General features: G+C 60.6%; 17 protein-coding genes and 1 tRNA gene. 8 read left to right on the top strand and 10 right to left on the bottom strand.

The annotated features are described in order from the left end of the window. The first annotated feature begins 36 nt into the window (after positions 1-36). Positions 37-1434: an MDR family MFS transporter gene (locus tag WDZ78_RS22235; RefSeq protein ID WP_425674265.1), complete on the top strand. Its 1398-nt coding sequence runs from the start codon at positions 37-39 to the stop codon at positions 1432-1434. Here WDZ78_RS22235 and WDZ78_RS22230 read toward each other — a convergent pair whose 3' ends face one another. From WDZ78_RS22230 to WDZ78_RS22220, 3 genes are all read right to left on the bottom strand, one after another. Continuing rightward, positions 1435-2175 carry an RlmE family RNA methyltransferase gene (locus tag WDZ78_RS22230; RefSeq protein ID WP_020010473.1) on the bottom strand — a complete coding sequence of 247 codons (741 nt, stop codon included), beginning with the start codon at positions 2173-2175 and terminating at the stop codon, positions 1435-1437. It lies immediately after the preceding gene. Continuing rightward, a complete protein-coding gene (locus WDZ78_RS22225; RefSeq protein ID WP_162692776.1) occupies positions 2172-3800 on the bottom strand; it encodes a Ppx/GppA phosphatase family protein in 1629 nt (542 codons plus the stop codon). The genes WDZ78_RS22230 and WDZ78_RS22225 overlap by 4 nt, the downstream gene beginning before the upstream one ends. Before the next feature lie 270 nt (positions 3801-4070). Further along, positions 4071-4147, bottom strand: a tRNA-His gene (locus WDZ78_RS22220). Between the two features lie 315 nt (positions 4148-4462). Here WDZ78_RS22220 and WDZ78_RS22215 point away from each other — a divergent pair. Both WDZ78_RS22215 and WDZ78_RS22210 read left to right on the top strand, forming a co-directional pair. Then, positions 4463-8242 (top strand): ATP-binding protein, encoded by a 3780-nt coding sequence (locus WDZ78_RS22215; protein ID WP_425674264.1) that lies wholly within the window; start codon positions 4463-4465, stop codon positions 8240-8242. Positions 8243-8321: 79 nt separating this feature from the next. Then, positions 8322-9986, top strand: coding sequence for an ABC transporter permease (locus tag WDZ78_RS22210; RefSeq protein WP_425674263.1), 1665 nt, complete (start codon positions 8322-8324; stop codon positions 9984-9986). A gap of 312 nt (positions 9987-10298) precedes the next feature. Here the strand turns inward: WDZ78_RS22210 and WDZ78_RS22205 are convergent, their stop codons facing one another. The 5 genes from WDZ78_RS22205 to WDZ78_RS22185 all read right to left on the bottom strand — a co-directional run bounded on the left by WDZ78_RS22205 (position 10299) and on the right by WDZ78_RS22185 (position 15995). Continuing rightward, complete coding sequence (locus WDZ78_RS22205; RefSeq protein ID WP_020010469.1) at positions 10299-11111, bottom strand: ABC transporter permease; 813 nt, start codon at positions 11109-11111, stop codon at positions 10299-10301. Between the two features lie 4 nt (positions 11112-11115). Then, on the bottom strand, positions 11116-12024 hold the full coding sequence (locus tag WDZ78_RS22200) for an ABC transporter permease subunit (RefSeq protein ID WP_020010468.1): 909 nt from the start codon (positions 12022-12024) through the stop codon (positions 11116-11118). An 11-nt stretch (positions 12025-12035) separates the two neighbouring features. Further along, positions 12036-13193, bottom strand: coding sequence for an ABC transporter ATP-binding protein (locus WDZ78_RS22195; RefSeq protein WP_425674262.1), 1158 nt, complete (start codon positions 13191-13193; stop codon positions 12036-12038). A gap of 135 nt (positions 13194-13328) precedes the next feature. Next, the gene (locus WDZ78_RS22190) at positions 13329-14426 is read right to left on the bottom strand and encodes a polyamine ABC transporter substrate-binding protein (RefSeq protein ID WP_425674261.1); all 1098 of its coding nucleotides are present in this window, start codon (positions 14424-14426) and stop codon (positions 13329-13331) included. 153 nt (positions 14427-14579) lie between these two features. After that, positions 14580-15995 (bottom strand): helix-turn-helix domain-containing protein, encoded by a 1416-nt coding sequence (locus WDZ78_RS22185; protein ID WP_425674260.1) that lies wholly within the window; start codon positions 15993-15995, stop codon positions 14580-14582. A gap of 254 nt (positions 15996-16249) precedes the next feature. Between WDZ78_RS22185 and aceA the strand changes: the two genes are divergently transcribed. Both aceA and WDZ78_RS22175 read left to right on the top strand, forming a co-directional pair. After that, a complete protein-coding gene (gene aceA / locus WDZ78_RS22180) occupies positions 16250-17539 on the top strand; it encodes an isocitrate lyase (protein WP_425674259.1) in 1290 nt (429 codons plus the stop codon). Between the two features lie 83 nt (positions 17540-17622). Continuing rightward, positions 17623-17880: a hypothetical protein gene (locus tag WDZ78_RS22175; protein ID WP_004432604.1), complete on the top strand. Its 258-nt coding sequence runs from the start codon at positions 17623-17625 to the stop codon at positions 17878-17880. Positions 17881-17895: 15 nt separating this feature from the next. On the opposite strand, the gene WDZ78_RS22170 is transcribed toward WDZ78_RS22175, so the two are convergent. Continuing rightward, on the bottom strand, positions 17896-18768 hold the full coding sequence (locus tag WDZ78_RS22170; RefSeq protein ID WP_425674258.1) for a LysR family transcriptional regulator: 873 nt from the start codon (positions 18766-18768) through the stop codon (positions 17896-17898). A gap of 86 nt (positions 18769-18854) precedes the next feature. Here WDZ78_RS22170 and WDZ78_RS22165 point away from each other — a divergent pair, with 86 nt between their 5' ends. Further along, positions 18855-19202, top strand: coding sequence for a hypothetical protein (locus WDZ78_RS22165; protein WP_425674256.1), 348 nt, complete (start codon positions 18855-18857; stop codon positions 19200-19202). Between the two features lie 110 nt (positions 19203-19312). Here WDZ78_RS22165 and WDZ78_RS22160 read toward each other — a convergent pair whose 3' ends face one another. After that, entirely contained in the window at positions 19313-20497 is a 1185-nt protein-coding gene (locus WDZ78_RS22160; protein ID WP_026363667.1) for an NAD(P)/FAD-dependent oxidoreductase, read from the bottom strand. A 123-nt stretch (positions 20498-20620) separates the two neighbouring features. On the opposite strand from WDZ78_RS22160, the gene WDZ78_RS22155 reads away from it, so the two are divergent. After that, positions 20621-22057, top strand: a complete 1437-nt coding sequence (locus WDZ78_RS22155) for a glutamine synthetase family protein (RefSeq protein ID WP_020010462.1) — start codon at positions 20621-20623, stop codon at positions 22055-22057. A gap of 12 nt (positions 22058-22069) precedes the next feature. Continuing rightward, entirely contained in the window at positions 22070-23356 is a 1287-nt protein-coding gene (locus WDZ78_RS22150; RefSeq protein ID WP_425674255.1) for an NAD(P)/FAD-dependent oxidoreductase, read from the top strand. Positions 23357-23417: the final 61 nt, after the last annotated feature.

Genomic DNA, 23417 nt, shown 5'->3' with positions numbered 1-23417 from the left:
TATCCTTTGTCGCAGCGGAAAGCCGCAGGCAGCCTCATGAACCGCATCATTCCCCTCATCCTGGCAGTCGCTCTCTTCATGGAGCAGATGGACTCCACCGTCATCGCCACCTCGCTTCCGGCGATTGCAGCCGACCTCAATGTTGGCCCGATCACGCTGAAGCTCGCGCTGACCGCCTATATGGTGGCGCTGGCGATCTTCATTCCCATCAGCGGCTGGATGGCCGACAAATACGGTGCGAAGAAAATCTTCCGTTTCGCCATCGGCGTCTTCGTCGTGGGGTCGATCTGCTGCGCGGTGTCCTCGTCGGTGTTCGAATTCGTGCTTTCGCGATTCCTTCAGGGCATGGGCGGCGCGATGATGACGCCCGTCGGCCGCCTCGTGCTGCTGCGCACGACCAAGCGCAGCGAGCTCGTCTCCGCCATGGCGCTGCTGACGATACCCGGACTTGTGGGGCCGCTGACCGGCCCGCCCATCGGCGGCTTCATCACCACTTATTTTTCATGGCACTGGATTTTCCTGATCAACGTGCCCATCGGCGTCATCGGCATCTGGCTCTCGACGATCTTCCTGCCGGAAATCGAAACCACCAACCCACCGCCGATGGACGGCAAAGGGTTCGTGCTCTCAGGCATCGCCGCTTCCGGGGTCGTATTCGGCCTCTCGGTCGTCAGCCTTCCGGCCCTGCCGCCCGCCATCGGCATCGCCTCGACGATCATCGGTTTCATCTGCGGTTTTCTTTACATGCGCCACGCCGCACGCCACCCCGCCCCCATTCTGGATTTCCGCATATTCCAGAACGCGACCTTCCGGGCGGCTTCCGTCGGCGGCACCGTTTTCCGCATTTCCACGGGCGCTATTCCCTTTCTGATGCCACTGATGCTGCAGATCGGTTTCGGGCTGAACCCGTTCCAGTCAGGCATGATCACATTTGCAGGCGCGATCGGTGCGATCACCACGAAATTCATGGCCAAGCGCGTGTTTGCGGCAACCGGATTCCGCTCGACGCTGATCGGAGCCGGCATCGTCGGGGCCTTCACCACGCTTGCCAACAGCTTCTTCACGCCTGATACCCCCTATCCGCTGATCATGATCTTCCTTGTCACGGCGGGGTTTGCCCGTTCCTTCTTCTTCACGGGGTCGAACGCGCTCAGCTATTCCGATATTGAGGACAGCCAGGCCAGCCAGGCGACCTCAATGGCGTCAGTGCTGCAGCAGATCAGCCTGGCGCTGGGCGTGGCTTTCGCCGCCTCCATTCTGGAAGTCAGCAGCATGATATCAGGCTCGCATCTGCAGCTTGCCGATTTCCACATCGCCTTCACCATCGTGGCGCTGGTATCGCTGTTCGCCATCGTGCCGATCATCCGCATGGACGGCAATGCCGGGGCGGCCGTTTCCGGCCACCGCGGCAAGGTCTCGCAGCCGGCGGAGTGATCAGTCGTCTGCCGCTTCGTCGGCTTCGGATGCGTCAACGGGCTCGCTCTTGCGGCCCTTGAAGTGCTTGGCAAGCAGGAACATTTCCACCGATTCCGAGCGTGAGGACGCCGGCTTGACGTGCAACACCTGCTTGAAGTTCCTCTTCAGCATGTCGAGCAGCTGCTTTTCCGTGCCGCCCTGGAAGGTCTTGGCAAGGAAATGGCCACCTTCCGCCAGCACCTGAACGGCGAAATCGGCAGCGACTTCGCACAGATGCATGGTGCGGATATGGTCGGTCTTCTGGTGGCCAGTGGTCGGAGCCGCCATATCGGACAGCACCAGATCGGGCGTGCCGCCAACAGCCTCCATCAGCTTTTCGGGTGCCGTCGGATCGAGGAAGTCGAGCTGCAGGATTTTTACGCCGGGAATGGGATCGATCTCGAGAAAATCGATCGCCGCAACACGGATATCGTCCTCGGTGGAATCCGTCACCTTCGAAGCGATCTGCGACCAGCTTCCGGGTGCGGCGCCAAGGTCTATGATGCGGGTGGCACCCTTCAATATCTGGTGCTTGTCGTTGATTTCGAGCAGCTTGAAGGCGGCGCGGGCGCGATAGCCTTCAAGCTTGGCGCGCTGGACGTAGGGGTCATTGATATGACGTTCAAGCCAACGGCGCGATGAGGCCTTGAGCTTGGTCTTCTTGACCTTCTGGCCGATCTTTCGGCCGGTGCGATTGGTGCTTGTCGGCGCCTTGCTCATGTCAAACCTTCCGTCCTGTCCTGCCGTGTCATCTGCATGCGCCTTATGCGGTTGCGCCGCCATGCGCCGTCATCCGCCATCATATCCGTCAACAGGCCCTCGCGCAGACCGCGATCGGCCACCCGCATGCGCCGCGCCGGCCAGCGGCGGCGAATGGCCTCGAGAATGGCGCAGCCGGCCAGAACCAGATCGGCCCTGTCAGGCCCGATGCAGGCATTGGCGGCGCGGCCGGCGAAATCCCAGGCCAGAAGCTTGTCCTGCATCGCCGTCACCTCGGCGTCGGAAAGCCAGAGGCCATCCACCTTGCGGCGATCGTATCGTGGCAGATCGAGATGGACGCCGGCAAGCGTCGTCACCGTGCCCGACGTTCCGATCAGGTGAAAATCCTCGTGATGCATCTGCGGCGCCAGAGGCGGGCAATGGAAGGCATCGAGCAACCCTTCGACCTCCCGCACCATGGCGGCAAAGACATCCGGCGTCACATCGCGGCCGCCATGGCGTTCCGAAAGCGTGACGACGCCAACCGGCAGCGAGGTCCAGTGGGTGATGTGATTGGCGAGCCGGTTCGAGCGATTTTCCCCGACCTTGATAACGGCGATTTCCGAGGATCCGCCACCGATATCGAACAGCACGACGGAGCGTGCTTCACGCCCGACGAGCGAGGCGCAGCCAGACACCGCAAGGCGGGCTTCCGTCTCGCGGCTGATGATTTCAAGCTTCAGTCCCGTTTCCCGCGTGACACGCGCCAGAAACTCTTCGCCATTCGATGCAGCGCGGCAGGCCTCGGTGGCGATGAGACGCATGCGCCTGATCGGGCGGCCCGAGAGTTTCGCGGAGCAGACTTTCAGCGCCTCGACAGCACGATCCATGGCATCATCGGAAAGCCGCCCGCTCGACACCAGCCCCTCGCCCAGCCGGACGATGCGCGAAAAGGCGTCGACGACCCGGAACTGACCGGGCCGCGTCGGCTGCGCGATCAGGAGGCGGCAATTATTGGTGCCGAGATCAAGCGCGGCATACATATCCGCCGGCGGCTCCTGGCCATGCTCGTGCTGGCGGCCTGCGTGGCGGGCGGATGTTTCGGACTGCCGATGCGGCTCCTGCCCGGCCCCGTTGGCGCGGCCATTCTGCTTGCCGACATGTTTCGGCGCATGGGTGGGAACCAGCGGGCGACCCTGTGGATCGCGCCCGCGCGGATCGCGATGCCCACGCTTGCGGTGGCGCGACTTTCGCCCGCCGCCCGGCGGCACGGAGGAAGGATTGGCCGCATCGGTTGCGGCTGGCGCCTGCGTCTGCACGCTGGAAGCTGGGGCAACCTGTTGAGAGGTCCCCTTGCCGCGAGAGCGCCTGCGACGCTTTCTCTTGCGCGGCTCGGCATCCGGCTCGAGAGCCGATACGTAGGAGGAACCGGCCGGAACATCCGCGGCAACATCATGCGACAGCACAACAGCGTCACGGGGCTGACCGTCACGCTTGTGTTTCTTGCCACGACGGGATCGCTTCGCTTTCCCTTTGTTCGCCACCGACGCCCCTTGTTCCGACGGCTTTGGGCCGTTTCCGGGGTCGATCACTGTCTTGTCCATTTCGCCGCGCACAAGCGTAGACGCTATGCTGCTGGCTTTCATAAGGTTTCGTTGGGCGGACAATACCAGCGCAAGAGATTTTAGCCAAATGGTTTTTGCCGGGCTGCATGTGGCCGGGTTCATGCGTTACCCATGCGGCATGGGAACGACACGGTCACGACAATTATTTTGAGGGTTTTCGGAAATCGGAAGCAGCCTGCGCGGCGGCAGGGCTTCAGGAGGGATCCGCAGGCATGAACAACATCAGAGGGAGACAATGTTCCCCTCTCCCGGTAAGTCACTGTGACATATAGACTTATCGGGAGAGGGGAATGGTACGGTTGAGTGGGGTCGAACCACCGACCTCAGGTGCCACAAACCTGCGCTCTAACCAACTGAGCTACAACCGCACATGAAACGCCGAAGCGGCGTCACGGGGGGTGACATAAAAGGTGTTTCCCCCATTTGCAAGTGCCTCTTCGAATTTTGCGAAAAAAGGCGTCGAAAGGCAAGTGCTTTTCGATTGGCCGGGCTGGCATGAGGAGGCGGAAGCCACCTGTTGATGTTAACTCTATTTGGCGATTCATCCCGCAGATGGTGGACCCGGCAGCGCTGTGAAGTTATTTAAAATTCTGTTAACGTGATGCCTCGGCGGGTTTACGTTTCGGGCTTCATGAGGAAGCCGAAAGCCCGCAAGGTCCGGTAGTGCCAGAATAGGTTTCGACATGCCCGCCGTCCAGTATCCCTTTATCGATATCGCAGTACATGAACGGGTGCGTGAAGGTTTCGGACGTGGCGCGGCCATGGCGCTGTTCTCGCTGGACCTTAAAAATGCCCTTTGGGCCAATGGCCGGGGTGCGGCGCTGTTCGGCACGCCGATGGTCTATGATTTTCTGGAACAGGGCCCGAAACCGCAGGACGTGACCTTCCGGCAACTGGCGGCCACGGCGGCGCGGCTTTCCAAAGCGGGCGACAGCCTGCCGTTTACCATTCGCATCACATCGGGTTTCCGCAGCCTTGCCGTCACCGCGCGCGTGGAGATCATCGAGGCCGAACCCGGCCAGCCGGCCATCCTGTTTTCAGCCCTCACCGATCAGGCCGAACCCGACACGACCGAATGCGCCCGGCGCATGATCGAAGGTTTTGACGACCCCGATATTCATATGGCGGTTCTGAACGGCGAGAACGAGATTATCGCCGCCTCGCCCGGCTTTTCGTCGCTCGGCATCACGCCGCACACGGCGCGCACGCTGGTGAAGATGGCAGCCGGCCAGTCCGGCCATCTCGTCAAGCGGCCGGTGCCGACCGGCAAGGGCTATCTGCCCGCCGCCACCGGCCAGATCGCGGCATCGCCCGAACTGAACCTGATGTTCGTGGTCGAAACCGCGCTGGGCACACTCGACCCCGTTAATGGTTTTGCTGAAGACAAGCCGCAGGAAACGCCACCCGCCGCGGAGCCCGCCTTGCCGGTTGCGGAGACCGCGCCTGTTGTCGCAACAGCCGCCTCCTTTGATTCCGTGCTCGATGCCGTTGCGGGCATCGAGGATATGGAAGAGGTGCAGGAACTGCCGGCCGATCCCGAAGACGAAGTGGCCGCGGAGCAGGATGAGGACAGCCTCCTAACGTTGCCGGAAGACGGAACGGAGACCCCGGCGGAGCTTTCCGCACAGGATGCCGACGCCGCCACTGATATGGCGATGACTGACGACATCGCCGATCTTTTCGAACTTGATGAGGATGAAGCAGAGGCTCCCTTAACCGAGCGGGCGATCGTCGACGCCCCTGCCGAAGAGGCCCGGGCCGAAGAAAGCGCAGTTACGAACGATGAAATCCTCGAAATCGCAGCGGCAGAGGCTGCTCCTGCGGCGGATGAGGAGATAACGACGGAGACGGACGCGGAGACCGACATCGGCGCTGGCGCGGAAGCGCAACCTTTTGTTTTCAATGCCGGTGCGCGCGCCTCCCGTTTCGTCTGGAAAATCGATGCGGAAGGGCGCTTCAGCTCCATCTCGCATGAGTTTGCAGAAGCCGTGGGCGCGAAGGCTGCTGCCGTGGAAGGCATGGGCTTTGCCGATGTCGCGACCCTGTTCAATCTCGATCCCGACGGCAAGATCCGCGAGCTTCTCGGCCGTCGCGACACCTGGTCGGGCAAGACGATCCATTGGCCGGTGGAAGGCACATCGCTGATGGTGCCGATCGATCTCGCCGCCCTGCCCACCTATACGCGCTCACGCGAATTCGACGGTTTCCGCGGTTTTGGTATCGTGCGGCTTGCCGATGCCACCGAAGACCCGCATGCCACGGGCCTGACCTTCCTCAACGACGAAAAGGCCGATCCGGCGGAAGCACTGCCGAAGCCGTCCATCGAGGATGAAAGCCACGAATTGCTGGCCTTTATCGATGAGGATGACGACGAAGGCGGCGATTCCGGTGAGGATGAGGCCCCGGCAACGAACATCGATGCGGCAGACGGCGCATCGGATGCGGTCTCTGCCGAAGAACCACACGCTGATTATACCCCGCCGGAATTCGAGGCACCTGTTGTGGCGCCGGCGCTGGAGCCAACCTATTCCGACAAGGTCGTCCATCTGGAGGAGCGCCGTTCCCGCTCCCGCGAGGGCCTGACCGCAGGCGAACAGGCTGCCTTCCGCGAAATCGGCCGGGCCCTGGCGCCTGCGGATTCTGCTTCGGAGGAAAGCCCGGACACGGATGCGGAGACCATTTCCGCCGAGCCGGCAGGGCAAGATATCCAGCAGGATATCGTTGCGGATGCGCCGGAAAGCGCACCCTCCGATACAAAAAATGACGAAAAGTCGAACGAGCCGGCGGAAGAAGACGATCTTTTTGCGGACTATGTTCGTGGCGAGCAGCCCGCGACCATTCGCGCAGCGGCGGATGAAAGCGGCTCTGACGAAAAGCAGGAGACTGCAATTGACGAGCAGCCAACTGCCGATATTGCCGCCTCCATGGTCAGCCCGTCCGTTCGCCCCGCAAATGCGTTGACGGCCGAGACGCTGGACCAGATGCCGGTTGCGCTTCTGGTGCATGCCGGAGACAGGCTGATCCACGCCAATCCGGATTTCCTGCGCTTGACGGGCTACGGGTCTCTCGCCGAACTGCAAGATGTCGGCGGGCTGGAAGCGTTGCTGCAGCGGCAGGATCTGGAACAGATGCCTGACAATGAGGGCGGCATGGTCGTCGTCAGCGCCGAAAACGACATCATTCCGGTCAAGGCGCGGCTACAATCCATCCGCTGGGAAGAAACCAAGGCGCTGATGCTGTCGCTGGTGCCGCTTGAGGAAAAGCAAACGCCGGTTGCGGCCGCCAACGAAAACATAGCGGCCGGCGACATCGAAAATGCGGAAGCAGGCAGCCTCTCCCTCCTGCAGGGCGAAGTGGAGGAACTGCACTCCATTCTGGAAACCGCCACCGATGGCGTGGTGCTTCTGGGAGACGAAGGCGAAATCCGCTCGCTCAACCGTTCCGCCAGCGCGCTGTTCAATTATGATAATGGTGAAATCGCCGGCAAGCCTTTCGTCACCCTCTTTGCCCATGAGAGCCAGCGCGCCGTGCTGGATTATCTTTCCGGCCTTGCCAATAACGGTGTCGCGAGCGTGCTGAATGATGGCCGCGAAGTGATCGGCCGCGAGGCATCCGGTGGTTTCCTGCCGCTGTTCATGACCATCGGGCGGCTCAAATCCTCACACGGCTATTGCGTTGTCATTCGTGACATCACCCAGTGGAAGCGCACGGAAGAGGAACTGCGCAACGCCAAGCGCGCGGCAGAAACAGCCAATGCCCACAAGACCGATTTTCTGGCCCGCGTCAGCCATGAAATCCGCACGCCGCTCAACGCCATCATCGGCTTTGCCGACATGATGGCGACTGAACGCTTCGGGCCTATCGGCCATTCGCGTTATGTGGAATATTCCAATGATATCGGCCGTTCGGGCCGGCATGTGCTCGACATCGTCAACGATCTTCTGGACATCTCCAAGATCGAAGCGGGGCAGATGGATGTGGATTTCATCGCCGTGCCGCTGAACGAAACGGTGGCCGAGGCGGTGTCGCTGGTGCAGCCGCAGGCCAACAACCAGCGTGTCATTATCCGCACGGCGCTTTCCCAATCCGTGCCGCAGATCGTCGCCGACCTGCGTTCGATCAAGCAGATCGTGCTCAACATCCTGTCGAACGCCATCCGCTTCACGCCATCGGGCGGCCAGATTGTCGTGTCCACGGCCTATGAGGCCAATGGCAGCGTGTCGCTGCGCATCCGCGATACCGGCATCGGCATGACGCGCGCGGAACTGGAACAGGCCATGAAACCCTTCCGGCAGGTGGCATCGTCAGGCAAGCGCGTGCGCGGCGACGGCACCGGGCTCGGCCTGCCGCTGACCAAGGCCATGGTGGACGCCAACCGTGCGAATTTCTCCATCACCTCGACGCCAAATGAAGGAACGCTGGTGGAAATCACCTTTCCGTCGCAGCGGGTTCTTGCCAACTGACGTCATGCGGGCGTAGCAATGCGAAAGCCGCCGGCTGAAGGATCAGCCGGCTAAGGCTTTTGCAAGACAGCAGGCTCGCATGCCCATGACGGCTCCCCTTCCCGCGACAAAACGCGTTTCGCTATTGCCGATTGCGGCCATCATTGTCGCAGCCATTGCCGCCATGCCCATTCTGGCGATCTTCTGGCTGGCGCTGACCGGCAGCACGGAGGGGTGGCAGCATCTTCTCGCCAATGTTCTGCCGCGCGCCGGCTTTCGCACCTTCATGCTGCTGGGGATGACGGCCGCGACGACGGCATTTTTCGGTATTGTCTGCGCCTGGCTCATCACCACATTCGAGTTTCCGCTGCGACGACTATTGTCGGCGGCACTTGTCCTGCCGCTCGCCATTCCGTCCTACCTGGCAGCCTATGCGTTCGGTGAGTTTCTCGACTTTACCGGCCCGGTGCAGAGCACCCTTCGCGCCGTCTTCGGTTATCACAGCATCCGCGATTACTGGTTTCCGGATATACGCTCGCTCGGCGGCGCTGTCATCGTTCTGAGTTCGGTACTCTATCCCTATGTCTATCTCTCGGCCCGTGCTGCCTTTTCGATGCAGGGGCGGTTTGCGGCTGACGCGGCCCGCACGCTTGGCGCAAAGCCTCTGAACGTGTTCTTCTCCGTGCAGTTGCCGATGGCGCGGCCGGCGATTGCCATCGGCCTGTCGCTGGTCTTGATGGAGACGCTGAACGATATTGGCGCGGTCGAATATCTCGGCGTCCAGACGCTGACCTTTACCATCTACGAGACCTGGCTCAATCGCGGCAATCTTGCCAATGCCACCCAGATCGCCGCCATCATCCTCATCATCGTCGGTGCGCTGATCGTCATCGAACGCAATGCCCGGGAAAAGCAGCGCTTCGGCGCGCCGAAGGCGACAAGCATGGCGCAGCGCCACCGGCTGAAGGCGCTGACCGGCTGGCGGCGCTGGTGCGCAAGCCTGTTCTGCTCCGCACCCGTGGCGAGCGGATTCTTCATTCCGGTGATCGTGCTCGGCGGTTACGCAGCCAAGAGGCTCGACGCGCTGTTCGCGCCGAAGCTTCTGAAAGCGCTCGGACACAGTCTCGAAGTCTCGCTTTCCGCAGCCTTCGTCACGCTGATTGCCGCTTTCGTGTTTTCCTATTCCATCCGCACCGAGCGCTCGCGTACCTCGAAGGTCGCCGCCCGCTTCGGCTCCATGGGATATGGCGTGCCGGGAACCGTGCTCGCCATTGGCGTACTCATTCCATTGGCAAGCCTCGATAACGGCATCGACGGGTTCATTCGCACGCATTTCGGCTTTTCCAGCGGTTTGCTGCTCTCAGGCACCGCCTTCGCCATCATCTATGCACATGCCGTGCGTTTCATGACCATGGCGGAAGGCACGCTCGATGCCGGTTTCCAGAAGCTCTCGCCGCATATCGACATGGCCTCGCGAACGCTTGGGCGCAACCGGGCACAGACCCTGTTCAAGGTGCTGCTGCCGAACATGCGGCCGGCGGCGCTGACTGCCTTTCTTCTGGTCCTGATCGAATCCATGAAGGAACTGCCGGCCACCATCCTGCTCCGGCCTTTCGGTTTCAACACGCTGGCAACGCTGGTTTATGAGGATGCATCGCGCTCTAAGGTGCAGGATGCCGCCGTACCGGCGATCATCATCATCATTGCCGGGCTTATTCCCGTGCTGCTCGTCTCGAAATCGATGGATCATCCGGACAACAGCTGAATGGCATCGGCCGTCGTGGCAAAAAGAAAGGCGGCCTTGCGACCGCCTGTATTAGTTGTGCTTTTTTCAACGAGAGAAAGGGGGACAACCTCGCGATATGGAAATTATCAATCCCGGCCATCAGAAATTTGACAGCCCTGCGTTGGGTTTACTTTCCGCCAACTCCTATTAACAAGCGGTTAAAACCAAAATCGAGCAATTACCGACGAAAATTCCTATTCTGAGACCGTAAAGCGCCGAAACTAAATTAAAAGTTCCTGAATTAATCGCGATTTCAACAGTAACGCGAGAAAATCAAAGCGGTCCGTTTGATCAGTGTCGGGCAGCGGCGTGTTCATCCCGCATCCGCTGCAACTCCGTGCGTTTGGATGCGATGGAGGCGACGATAACGCCGATGGTTACGAGCCCGATGAGGATCGTGCAGATGGCGTTGATTTCCGGCGTCACGCCAAGGCGTACCTGCGAATAGATCTTGATCGGCAGCGTCGTCGCACCGGGACCGGTGGCGAAGCTGGCGATGACAAGATCATCGAGCGACAGGGTAAAGGCCAGCATCCAGCCGGCGATAACGGCGGGGAATATCAAAGGCAGGGTGATGCGGAAGAAGGTCTTGACCGGCGGGCAGCCGAGATCGAGCGCCGCCTCCTCAAGACTGCGGTCGAAGGTCAAAAGACGAGACTGCACGACGATCGCCACGTAACACATGGTGAAGGTGGTGTGGGCGATGACCACGGTCCAGAAACCGCGATCCACCCCGACCGCCACGAAGAGCAGCAGCAGCGACAGGCCGGTAATGACCTCCGGCATGACGAGCGGCGCATAGATCATGCCGGAAAACAGCACCCGGCCCGGGAAGCGGGCAAAGCGGGTGAGCGACAGCGCCGCCAAGGTTCCGAGAATAGTACCGATGGTGGCGCTGAGGATACCGACGCGCAGCGTCACCCAGGCGGCATCCATCAGCCCCTGGTTCGACCACATGGAGCGGTACCATTGCAGCGAAAAGCCGCCCCAGACGGTGACGAGCTTGGAGGCGTTGAAGGAATAAACGATCAGGATGATGATCGGGATATAAAGAAAGGCAAAACCGAGGGTGAGGACGGTGATGTCGAATTTTCCGCGCTTCATGGCCTCACCCCACCTTCTTCTGCTGGTTCTGGAAGATGGCGATGGGCACCACCAGCAACAGCAGAAGCAGCACGGCAACGGCGGATGCCAAAGGCCAGTCGCGGTTGCCGAAGAATTCCGTCCAGAGCGTCTTGCCGATCATCAGCGTCTGCGCGCCGCCCAGGAGATCGGGGATGACGAACTCACCTGTTATCGGGATGAAGCAGATCATCGACCCGGCCACGACGCCCGGCAGGGAGAGCGGAAACGTGATCTTCCAGAAGGCCTTCCATGGCGGGCAACCAAGATCGGCAGCGGCTTCCAGAAGCGTGTTGTCGAGCTTTTCCAGCGCCGAATAAAGCGGCAGCACCATGAAGGGCAGGTAGGAATAAACAATGCCGATGAAGATCGCCGTCTCGGTGCGGAAGATGTTGACCTGCTGGTCAGGCCCCAGAAGGCCGATCGACTGGAACAGCACCGTCAGCAGGCCTTCCGGCTTCAGAATGCCGATCCAGGCGTAAACGCGGATCAGGAACGAGGTCCAGAACGGCAGGATCACCAGCATCACCAGCGTCGGGCGAATGGATGACGGTGCGCGCGCCATGGCCAGCGCCATGGGATAACCGATCAGCAGCAGCAGGAAGGTGGAGATGAAGGCGATACGCAGCGACGACAGATAGGCGTCGATGTAGAGCGGGTCTTCCGTCAGGAACAGATAATTCTCGAAATCCAGCTGCGAAAAGAATTCGCCGAGCTTCGAAAAACCTTCGAAGACCGGCGTATAGGGCGGCATGGAGATCGCCGTATCCGACAGTGAGATTTTGAAGATAATGAAAAAGGGCGCTGCGAAAAACAGCAGCAGCCAGAAATAGGGAACCGCGACGACCAGCCAGCGCCAGGGGCTTTGCCGGTTTTCGGGAGTGGTGATCGCCATGAAAGCCTCCCTCAGCGTGTCAGGACAAGACCTGAATCCGGTTTCCAGTTCAGCCACACCATATCGCCGAAGGTGATCGGACGATCGACGAGACGGGAGACGTTCGCCTGCGCGGCGCGGATGACCCGACCATCGGCAAGCTTGACGATGAAGACCGAGAAGTCGCCGAGATAACCGATATCCCAGACCTCGCCATAGGCGGAATTGATGCTGCTGTCGGCGGGCTGATCGAGCGAGATGCGGACCTTTTCCGGGCGGATGGCGAAAGCCACCTGACTGCCGGTCGCCGCGGCACATTCCTGCTCCACAGACACCGCCAGCCCGTCGCAATCCAGCGTCACCAGTCCGGGCCTGCCAATCTCAGAGGCGTTGGCGACGACCTTGGCGTCGAAAATATTGATGTCACCGATAAAATCCGCCACGTAACGCGTGTTCGGCGCTTCGTAAATCTCGGCGGGCGTCGCCACCTGCACGACATTGCCTTTGTCCATGACCGCGATGCGATCCGACACCGTCATCGCCTCTTCCTGGTCATGGGTGACGATGAGGAAGGTGAGACCGAGATTGGTCTGGATGTCCATCAGCTCGAACTGCGTTTCTTCGCGCAGCTTCTTGTCGAGCGCGCCAAGCGGTTCATCGAGAAGAAGCACCTTCGGCCGCTTGGCGAGCGAACGGGCGAGCGCCACACGCTGCCGCTGGCCGCCCGAAAGCTGGCTGGGCTTGCGCTTGGCGAATTCCGTGAGCTTGACGAGACGCAGCATTTCCTCGACGCGGGCGGCGATATCCGCCTTGGGCAGACCATCCTGCTCCAGACCGAAAGCGACATTCTTTTCCACCGACATATGCGGGAAAAGCGCATAGGACTGGAACATCATGTTGGTGGGACGCTTGTAGGGCGGCACGCCGGAAATATCCTTGCCCTGAAGCAGGATGCGTCCTTCCGTCGGCTCCTCGAAGCCGGCCAGCATGCGCATCAGCGTGGTCTTGCCGCAGCCTGAGGGACCAAGCAGCGAGAAGAACTCTCGCTCGTAGATATCGAGCGTCAGATTATTGACGGCGACAAAATCGCCGAAACGTTTGGTGACGTTTTCAAAGCGGATGAAGGGCACCGCATCGGGATTGTCCCAAGGGCTAAATTTGCGTTTGACCGGCCCCAGAGTTTTCGCCATTCACCCTACCCTCAAATCCCGTTGGTCTTTCGAACGATGCTTCGGGGCGGGCGACACCGGCAGGTCACGGGACCTGCCGGCAAAGGATTTGAGAAACAGGCCCGCCGGCCGTTCCCCAACCAGCGAGCGGAGGTCTTAGCTGCCGGTCTTAATCTGCGTCCAGACGCGGTTCAGCACACGCTGTTCCTTCGGTCCGTAAGGCGAGATGGTGAAGAGCTTCTTCATCGTCTCCTGATCGGGGTAGACCGCCGGGTTCTTGGCGACGGACTCATCCATCAGCGCCTGCGAAGCGAGGTTGCCATTGGCGTACTGAACGTAGTTGGACGCCTTGGCGATGACTTCCGGCCGCATCAGATAGTTGATGAAGGTGTGTGCTTCCTCGACATTCTTGGCATCCGCGGGGATGGCAAGGTTGTCGAACCACATATAGGTGCCTTCCTTCGGAATGACGTAGTTCACCTCGACGCCGTTCTTGGCTTCCTCGGCACGGCTCTTCGCCTGGAGGATGTCGCCCGACCAGCCGATGGTGATGCAGCTGTCGCCATTCGCGAGTTCGTCGATATAGGCGGAGGAATTGAAGGTCTTCACGAAAGGACGGATCTTCGAATAGACCTCGCCGCCGGCTTCCAGATCGGCGGTTTCCTTGCTGTCGGGATTCTTGCCGAGATAGTTCATGGCGATGGCGAAGGTTTCGTCCGACGCATCGAGAATATTGATGCCGCAGGATTTCAGCTTTTCGGCATTTTCCGGCTTGAAGAGAATATCCCAGCTATCGACGGGAATATCGCCAAGCGCCGCCTTCACCTTGGCGACGTTATAACCGATGCCGGTGGTGCCCCACATGTAGTTCACGGCATATTCGTTGCCGGGGTCGTATTTCGCCAGACGCTCGGAGACCTCGGGCCACAGGTTCTTCAGATTCGGCAACTTGGACTTGTCGAGTTTCTGGAACACGCCGGCATTGATCTGGCGGGCGAGGAAGGGGCCGGTGGGCACCACGACGTCATAACCGGAGCTGCCGGCCAGAAGCTTGGTTTCCACAAGTTCGTTGCTGTCGAACACGTCATAGACAACCTTGATACCGGTTTCCTTGGTGAAATCGGTAAGGATCGATTCGTCGATATAATCCGACCAGTTATAGACGTGGACGACCTTCTCCTGGGCCATTGCCGAGCCTGCTGCAACGAGCGCGGTGGTGAGAGCCAAGGTCAGACGGAGAGAACGGTTTTTCATGATGTCTCCTGTTAACGCATCCTCACGGTGGAAGCGTGATCCCCTTTTTTTTGGAGAGACTAGAAAGGAAAACAAAAGGGAGCAAGCGGGAAATGTGCAGCACAGCATTTTCAACCAAATGTGTTCCGGCCGCCAAAAAGCGGATGGAAACACCTACTGGAAGTCGAAAACACTAAGGCCGGTCACCATTTCATCCAGCCCCAGCGGCCGTGTCAGCGGCGCTTCGGCGCGGGACAGACAGCCCTGCCTTTCGCACAGCCGGCACGAGGGGCCGACGGCGACAGGCGACGCATCCGAGGCGGCTCGGCCATAGACCGTCTCTCCCGCCTGAGCTAGATCGCAACCCACAAGCACGGCCGTTCGCCGCACCCTCTCGCCGAAGCCCGCCTGCGGACCTTCCAGCGTGCGCGAAACGGTGAGGAAGGCATCACCGTCAGGCATCTCCACCGCCTCCACCAGCACCTGTCCCGGCTGGGCGAAGGCGGCGTGGATGTTAAGACGCGGACAGAGGCCGCCGAAACGCGCCCTCGGGAAACCGCCCGCCCCCGCCAAGCGGAAACGGTTGCCGGCATTGTCGATCTCCATCAGGAAAAACGGTATTGCGGCAGCCGTTGGCCGTTGCAGGCTGACGAGCCGGTTGGCGGCCTGTTCGAACGAAACGTTGAAGCGCGCCCGCAAGACGTCGAGATCGTATTTCGCGCGCTGGGCGGCGGCAAGGAATGCGCCATAGGGCGTCATCAGGGCATGGGCGGCATAACGCGCCAGCTCGAAGCGGGCGATGCGCTTTGCCTCCTCCCCTTTCAAACCAAGCCCGTCAAGCTCCGCGCCTATCTCTTCGCGAAGGGCCAGAAGACAGGTCTCCATGGCCATTTCCCTCAACTGATCCGGCTGCGACAGGCGCTCGGATAAAAACAGCCGCATGGAATGCCGGTCGTAACGCCGCCTGAGGTTCGGCATGGCATGAACCGGCAGGGTTCTGACCACGATGCCGTGGTTTTTCTGGAGCCATGCGCGAAGACCAGAGGCAAGGTCATCGCCTGCCGCCAGCTGCTTGTGGAGCTCTTCCGCTGCCGCATCGATGGAATGGAAATAGGCCGGCCGGTTTTCAAAGACATGCCGCACCTCGTCGATCGGCAGGCGGGTGGAGGACAGCGCCGTCTCATGCCCCTCCCGCGCCAGAAGATCGGAAAGGTCGGAAAGGCGCTGCGCCTGTTCCCGGTAGGCCCGGTAAAGCTTGAGGACACCGCTTGCCGCATTGGGCGCCGCATCTGCGACCTCGATCAGCTCCTGCGGCGACGGCACCTCACCCACCAGCAGCGGATCGGCGAAGACTTCACGCAATTGTCCGGCGGAACCGGCGCTCTCGCCCTGCAGATCATCAAGATCGACCTTATAGACAGAGGCGAGCTTCAAAAGCAGCTGCACGGTCAGCGGTCGCTGGTTGCGCTCGATGAGATTGAGATAGGACGGCGAAATCGCCAGCGCCTCGGCCATGGCCGTCTGCGTCAGCCCCAGACCATTGCGAATGCGGCGCACGCGCGGGCCTGCAAAAATCTTGTTTTCCGACACCGTCCTGCCTCTCCATCCCGGCGACTCATACAAGCCTGTTACAAACTCTCGGGGTGAATGGCTTTTACAAAATTTACAATTTTACAGCTCCACCCTGTCATGCACTCTACAGGATAACCTCTTTCAAGTCACTGTTTTTATGTTTGTTCTGGCGTTCAAATCTCCAAAAATGTAAATGTAGTCACATCGAACGGCGCTTCACAACGTTGAGGCAGCACGTTTCCGAAACCGCATTTGTCATGGGAGAGAGAAGTATGACGGATTTTTACAAACTTGTTCCGGGCGCACCGCAGGGACGTTTTGACGGCATCGAACGCACCTATACTGCCGCTGATGTGCAGCGGCTGCGCGGCTCCGTCGAGATCCGCCATTCGCTGGCCGAAATGGGCGCGAACCGGTTGTGGAAGCTGATCAACGAGGAGAATTTCGTCAATGCGCTCGGCGCGCTTTCCGGCAACCAGGCCATGCAGATGGTTCGCGCCGGGCTGAAGGCGATCTATCTCTCAGGCTGGCAGGTTGCCGCGGACGCCAATACGGCGTCGGCCATGTATCCGGACCAGTCGCTTTATCCGGCCAACGCGGCGCCGGAGCTTGCAAAGCGCATCAACCGCACCTTGCAGCGCGCCGACCAGATCGAGACGGCGGAGGGCAAGGGCCTTTCGGTCGACACCTGGTTCGCGCCGATCGTTGCCGATGCGGAGGCCGGTTTCGGCGGACCGCTCAACGCCTTCGAGATCATGAAAGCCTTCATCGAGGCGGGCGCAGCCGGTGTTCACTATGAAGACCAGCTGGCATCTGAAAAGAAGTGCGGCCATCTCGGCGGCAAGGTTCTGATCCCGACGGCGGCGCATATTCGCAACCTCACGGCGGCGCGGCTTGCGGCAGACGTCATGGGTGTACCAACGCTGGTCATCGCCCGCACGGATGCGGAGGCCGCCAAGCTTCTGACCTCCGACATCGATGAGCGCGACCGTCCCTTCGTGGATTACGATGCCGGCCGCACCGTCGAGGGCTTCTATCAGGTGAAGAATGGCCTCGAACCCTGCATCGCCCGTGCGGTTGCCTATGCGCCCTATTGTGACCTGATCTGGTGCGAGACATCAAAGCCGGATCTCGAACAGGCGCGCAGGTTTGCCGAGGGCGTGCACAAGGTGCATCCCGGCAAGAAGCTCGCCTACAATTGCTCGCCGTCGTTCAACTGGAAAAAGAACCTCGACGACGCGACGATTGCCAAGTTCCAGCGGGAACTCGGGGCGATGGGCTACAAGTTCCAGTTCATTACGCTCGCCGGTTTCCACCAGCTGAATTTCGGCATGTTCGAACTGGCGCGCGGTTACAAGGACCGGCAGATGGCGGCCTATTCCGAGCTGCAGGAAGCGGAATTCGCGGCCGAGGTAAACGGCTACACCGCCACCAAACATCAGCGCGAGGTCGGCACCGGCTATTTCGACGCCGTGTCGCTCGCCATTTCCGGCGGCACGTCTTCGACGACAGCCATGAAGGAATCCACCGAGCACGACCAGTTCCGCCCGGCGGCAGAATAAATCGAAAAACGGCCCTTCCCGGCGACGGGAAGGGCTTGCAAACCGGATCAAGAACCCCAACCAATAAAGAGAGGAGAAATGCCATGAATGCCCACAACCCCATCAAGACCCACGTCAAGGAACGCGCCGAGGAACAGTCCTCCGCCATGACGCAGGATCAGCAGGCCGCCATCCGCATGCTGGCCAATGATCTGCACCGCCTCAACCAGGCCGTCATGAAAGCCGTTGAGGCCGGTGTTTCCGTCGAGCTCGTCCGCTCGGCCCGCCACCATGGCGGCGGCGGCAACTGGGGAGATCTTCTGATTCCCGTCATCGTCGCGCAGGGGCGTGACGCCGCCTGAAATGACAGCCTTTCTTTATGCCGGGCGGCTCTTGCGCCCGGCATAAAGGTCCGAGTGCCCCTTGATCAGACGGGTCATCCGATCCGCCACCATCCTGATATCGCGGCGGTGGCGATCGTCATTGTTCATGACGATCCATTGATTGTGGCGAAGGGTTTCCATCTCGTCACCTTCCCGGGCAAGCCGCGCATCCGCATCGCCCACGAAACACGGCAGCACGGCGACGCCTGCCCCGGCCAGCACAAGATCGAGAAGCGCCGTCGGCCGGTTCACCGTTACCGCGATATCATTGGGGCGGTTCTCATGCGGCCAGCGCAGATAGGTTGAAATGGCGTTTTCCTCCGCCACCGCCAGCCAGCGGTCGGCGACGGCAGTGGCGGCGTTGCGCAGCCTGTAGGGCGCATAAGCCACCTCTCCCGTCTTGATGGCGGCGAGGTTCTTTTCCTGCGGCTCGAAAGCGCGAATGCCGATATCGTTTTCGCGATGGGCCAGAGACGCCCTCTGTTCGGCAATGAAAAGATCGATGCGGAAATCATCGCGGTCGGTGCAGATGGCGGAGAAGTTGCCGGTCAGCAGCCAGGCGTTCCAGGTGCCGACGGCAATGCGCACCACGGATGAGGCGGACGACGCCTTCTGCCACCCCTCGATATCCCTGGCTGCATTCTCCATTGCCATAAGCCGGTCGAACAGCGCGCGGCCATCCGCCGTCAGGGCGTATCCCGTCTGGCTGCGCTGGAACAGGGCCTTGCCGATACGCTCCTCCAGTTCGATCATGCGCCGTCCGATGGTCGCGGGGCTCAAACCCGTTATCGCCGCGGCCCCGGTCAGGCCGCCGCTGCGTGACACATCGAGAAAAAGCTGGTAGGAATCCCAGGTAACGTTTTTCATTGCTGAAAAACGTAGCGCATTTTCTTGCGCAGATAAATCAAAAAACGGCGTGCATCATCGCCCCTCCGCATCAGAAGGAGAGCGACATGCACGCGATTTTTGCAGCACGAGCCATCATCGAAAACCGGCAGCCGCGCACGCGGCGCGAAGCCATTCTACAGGAAGAGAAGTTTTATGCCGATATGGCCGAGGCATCCTGGCCGTGGCGGTTTGTCCGCGCAGTCATGGGCTTGACGAAGACCGCGAACCGCCGATCAATAAAAGAGGACGATCAGGGCTGCCAGAGCACCGGCTGCGATAACGCTCAGGCGAAAAGCCAACTGCCGGCTCTCGCTTTCGGCGCGGGCGATGGCAATGGCGTGAGGGCGGCGATGTGCTGTTCTGTTCATGCGCGGGTTCCTGACGAAAAACTCAACCGACCCATGCCCTGTTAAGAGCCTCCAGCAGGACATCATGTGCAGCGGGAGCGCAATGCGATCCGGCTTTGCTGGCATTCGGTCAGGATGACTCCACGCCCGTTAACAAGGTCTTAACGGGCAGTGCCTCAGGCGAATTCGCCCGCTGCCTGCCCGGACGCCCAGGCCCACTGGAAATTATAACCGCCGAGCCAGCCGGTCACATCAACACATTCGCCAATGAAATAAAGCCCGGCCACGGATTTCGCCGCCATGCTGCGGGAATCGAGACCGGTCGTATCCACCCCGCCGAGCGTGACTTCCGCCGTGCGATAACCTTCGGAACCGGCGGGCTTGATCTGCCAGTCCTGCACCTCGCCCGCGAGCTTTGCCAGAACCTTGTCGGACATATCGGCGAGATGGCCGGTGAGGCCGGATTGTTCGACGACATGCTGGGCAAGACGCTTCGGCAGGATTTCCGACAGAGCGGTCTGGGGTGACTGCCGACCGTTCTTCTGTTTCGCCTGCTTCAGAAGCGCGGCTATATCGCGATGCGGCTCAAGCTTCAGGCGGACCACATCACCCTCGCGCCAGTAGGATGAGATTTGCAGGATCGAGGGTCCGCTCAAACCGCGATGGGTGAAGAGCAGCGCTTCCTCAAACGCAGTCTTGCCATGGAAAACCTCGGCCGGAACCGCGACGCCGGCAAGCGGGCTCAGCTTTTCCAGCAAAGCGGGATCGAGCGTCAGCGGCACGAGACCGGGCCGCGTTTCGATAAGCTTGAGACCGAATTGTTCGGCGATCTGGTAGGCAAAACCGGTCGCGCCCATTTTCGGGATCGATTTACCGCCCGTCGCCACAACGACGCTTTCAGACTCGATGACGCCGCCTGATGTCGTGACGCGAAAACGGCCGCCATCATGGGCGACTGCGGAGACTGACGTTTCAAGCCGCAGCTTCGCATTGACCGCCTGCATTTCGGCAAGCAGCATGCGGATGATATCCTTGGCGCTGTCGTCACAGAAAAGCTGGCCGAGCGTCTTTTCGTGCCAGGCGATGCGGTGTTTTTCAACAAGGGCAATGAAATCGCGCGGCGTATAACGGGCGAGAGCGGATTTGGCGAAATGCGGGTTGGCGGAGAGATAATTCTTCGGCCCGGCATGGATATTGGTGAAGTTGCAGCGGCCGCCGCCGGAGATGCGGATCTTTTCGCCCGGCGCCTTCGCATGGTCGAGAATGACGACGGAGCGGCCGCGCTGGCCGGCGCGGATGGCGCACATCATGCCGGCGGCGCCCGCCCCCAAAATCAGCACGTCACATTTCTCTGTCATCATTCCATCCGATCCGTTTCCTTTCCTCTTTTCGAAGTGCCGCCGCTTGTCAATGGCGCTTTCCCCCTCGCCAATTGCCAAACTACGGTTATGATGGCTCCACCAGAAACACAGACCCGGTGATACATGCCCCCGAAGAAAACCATGCTCCGCCCGAAGAAACAGGCAACCATGGCAAAGACACCTCCCCTCGACCTCTCCTCCACCCGTGGCGTTTCCTCCTGGCGCGAAGCCGCGCAATGGCTGCGGGCGCGCGGTATCGAGGACATAGAATGCATCACCCCCGATCTTGCAGGCGTTGCGCGCGGCAAAATGATGCCGACGGCAAAGTTCACGGGCGACACCTCGCTTGCCCTGCCCTCCGCGCTCTACCGCCATACGATTTCAGGCGAATATCCTGATGAGACCGCGAATTTCCGTTACGAGCCGCGCGACAGCGACCTGAAGCTGGTGCCTGATCTTTCCACGCTCTCGGTCGTGCCGTGGGAGAGCGACCCGACCGCGCAGGTGATCTGCGACGTCGTGGATGCGGAAGGCAATTTCGTCCCCTACACGCCGCGCAACGTGCTGAAGAACGTGCTGTCGCTTTATACGGAAAAGGGCTGGAAACCGGTCGTCGCACCCGAAATCGAATTCTACCTCGTCGCCATGAACGACGACCCGGATTATCCGCTGCATCCGCCAAAGGGCCGGTCCGGCCGCTCCATCGTCGGTGGGCAGAGCTATTCCATCGCCGGCATCAACGAGTTCGACGAGTTGATCGACGATATCTATCATTTCTCGGAAAAGCAGGGCCTCGAGATCGACACGCTGATCCACGAGGAAGGTCCGGCTCAGCTCGAGATCAACCTGCGCCACGGCGACCCCATCGAGCTTGCCGATCAGGTCTTCCTGTTCAAGCGCACCATCCGTGAGGCGGCGCTGAAGCACGGCATCTACGCCACCTTCATGGCCAAGCCGATGCAGGGCCAGCCGGGTTCGGCCATGCATATTCACCAGTCGGTGGTGGAAATCGACAGCGGCCGCAATATTTTCTCGAACAAGGATGGCGGCCCTTCCAAGGAGTTCTTCTCCTTCGTCGGCGGCATGCAGCGTTACGTTCCGAACGCGCTTGTCATGCTCGCGCCCTATGTGAATTCCTATCGCCGCCTGACGCCTGATATGGCCTGCCCGGTCAACAATGCCTGGGGTTACGACAACCGCACGACCGCTTTCCGCGTGCCGATTTCCGGCCCGCAGGCGCGGCGCGTCGAAAACCGTCTGCCGAGTTCGGACGCCAATCCCTATCTCGCGCTTGCCGCCTCGCTCGGCTGCGGCTGGCTCGGCATCGTCAACAATATCGAACCGACCGAACCGACCGCTGAGACGGCCAATGAAGGCTCCATCGACCTGCCGCGCGGGCTTCTGGAGGCCGTGGCGCTGCTGGAAGGCGAAGAACAGTTCGAGCGGGTGTTTGGCCATGAATTCGTGGGCCTTTATGCGGGCCTGAAACGCGGGGAGTTCGAGACCTTCATGCAGGTCATCAGCCCCTGGGAGCGCGAGTTTCTGCTTCTCAACGTGTGAGGAACCACGAGCATGACATGGCAAAGCCCGATTGCGCCGGGAATTTCCTGGTATCAGGCAACCGTCGGCGAGCGGCCGGACTATCCTGCCCTCGACGGGTCGAAGCAAGTTGATGTCGCGATCATCGGCGGCGGTTATACCGGCCTGCAGGCCGCCTGTGACCTCGCCGAAAACGGCGTCTCCGTCGCCCTCATCGAAGCGCATCGTTTTGGTGATGGCGCTTCCGGCCGCAATGGCGGCCAGTTCGGCACCGGCCAGCGCTCCTTTCCGGACGAAATGGAAGCCGAGATCGGCTTCGAGCAATCGAAGCTGCTGTTCGACATTGCCGAGAACGCCAAGAATTACGTGCGCGATTTCGCAAGCAGCCGCGGCATCGACATGGAATATCTGCCGGGGCAGCTCTATGTGGCACACAAGGCGGCTTACGAGGATGATTATCGCAGAAGCGTGGATGCGATGAACAATCGCTACGGCTATCCGCATATTTCCTACATGGAGCGTGGCGAAGCACGCAAACGTGTCGGCTCCACCCATTATTTCGGCGGCACGCGCGATACCGGCACCGGCCATATCCACCCGCTGAAGCTGCTGGTCGGGCTGGCGAAGGCGGCGCAAGCGGCAGGCGCCGCCATTTATGAGATGACCCCCGCCAGGTCCATCCGGCAAGCGGGCGGCAAGACCATCATCGAGACGCCCTTCGGCACGATCACCGCGCCGCGGGTGCTGATCGCCACCAATGCCTATATCGGCAATCTGGAACCCGTAACGGCCGCCCACATCATGCCGATCCGCTCCTTCATCGGCGCCACCGCACCGCTCGACGCCTATCCTGATATCATTCCCGGCAAGGAAGCGGTCGCTGATTCCCGCTTCGTGGTGCGCTATTTCCGCAAGACAGCCGACAACCGGCTGCTGTTCGGCGGGCGCGAGGCCTATACGGCCGATGCGCCGCGCGATATTTCCAGCCATATCCGCCGGCAGATCGCCGAGATTTATCCCGAGCTGAATGCTGTCGAAATCACCCATTCCTGGGGCGGCTCCGTCGGCATTACCCTGCCGCGGAAAGTCTTCGTGCGCGACGTCATGCCCGGCGTCACCTCCATCGGCGGTTATTCCGGCCATGGGGTGATGCTGTCGAATTATTGCGGCAAGCTTTATGCCGATCTCGTTCTCGGCAAAAAGGACATGCTGGCGCCCTTCGCACGGCTGAAGGTGCCATCTTTCCCCGGCGGGGCATCACTGCGTGCGCCGCTGCTTTTCCTGGCGCTCTCGTGGTACGCGCTGCGAGACAGGTTTTAGGGCAATGTTTATAGACTGTTACCGGCGGCGGGCGAGTTGGCGGAAGCAAAATTCATAATTT

The sequence above is a fragment of the Agrobacterium sp. M50-1 genome, assembly GCF_049843495.1.
Classification (GTDB): Bacteria; Pseudomonadota; Alphaproteobacteria; order Rhizobiales; family Rhizobiaceae; genus Agrobacterium; species Agrobacterium radiobacter.
Note: the sequence above shows the minus strand (reverse complement) of the source record. Positions and strands in the feature narration are given on the sequence as shown.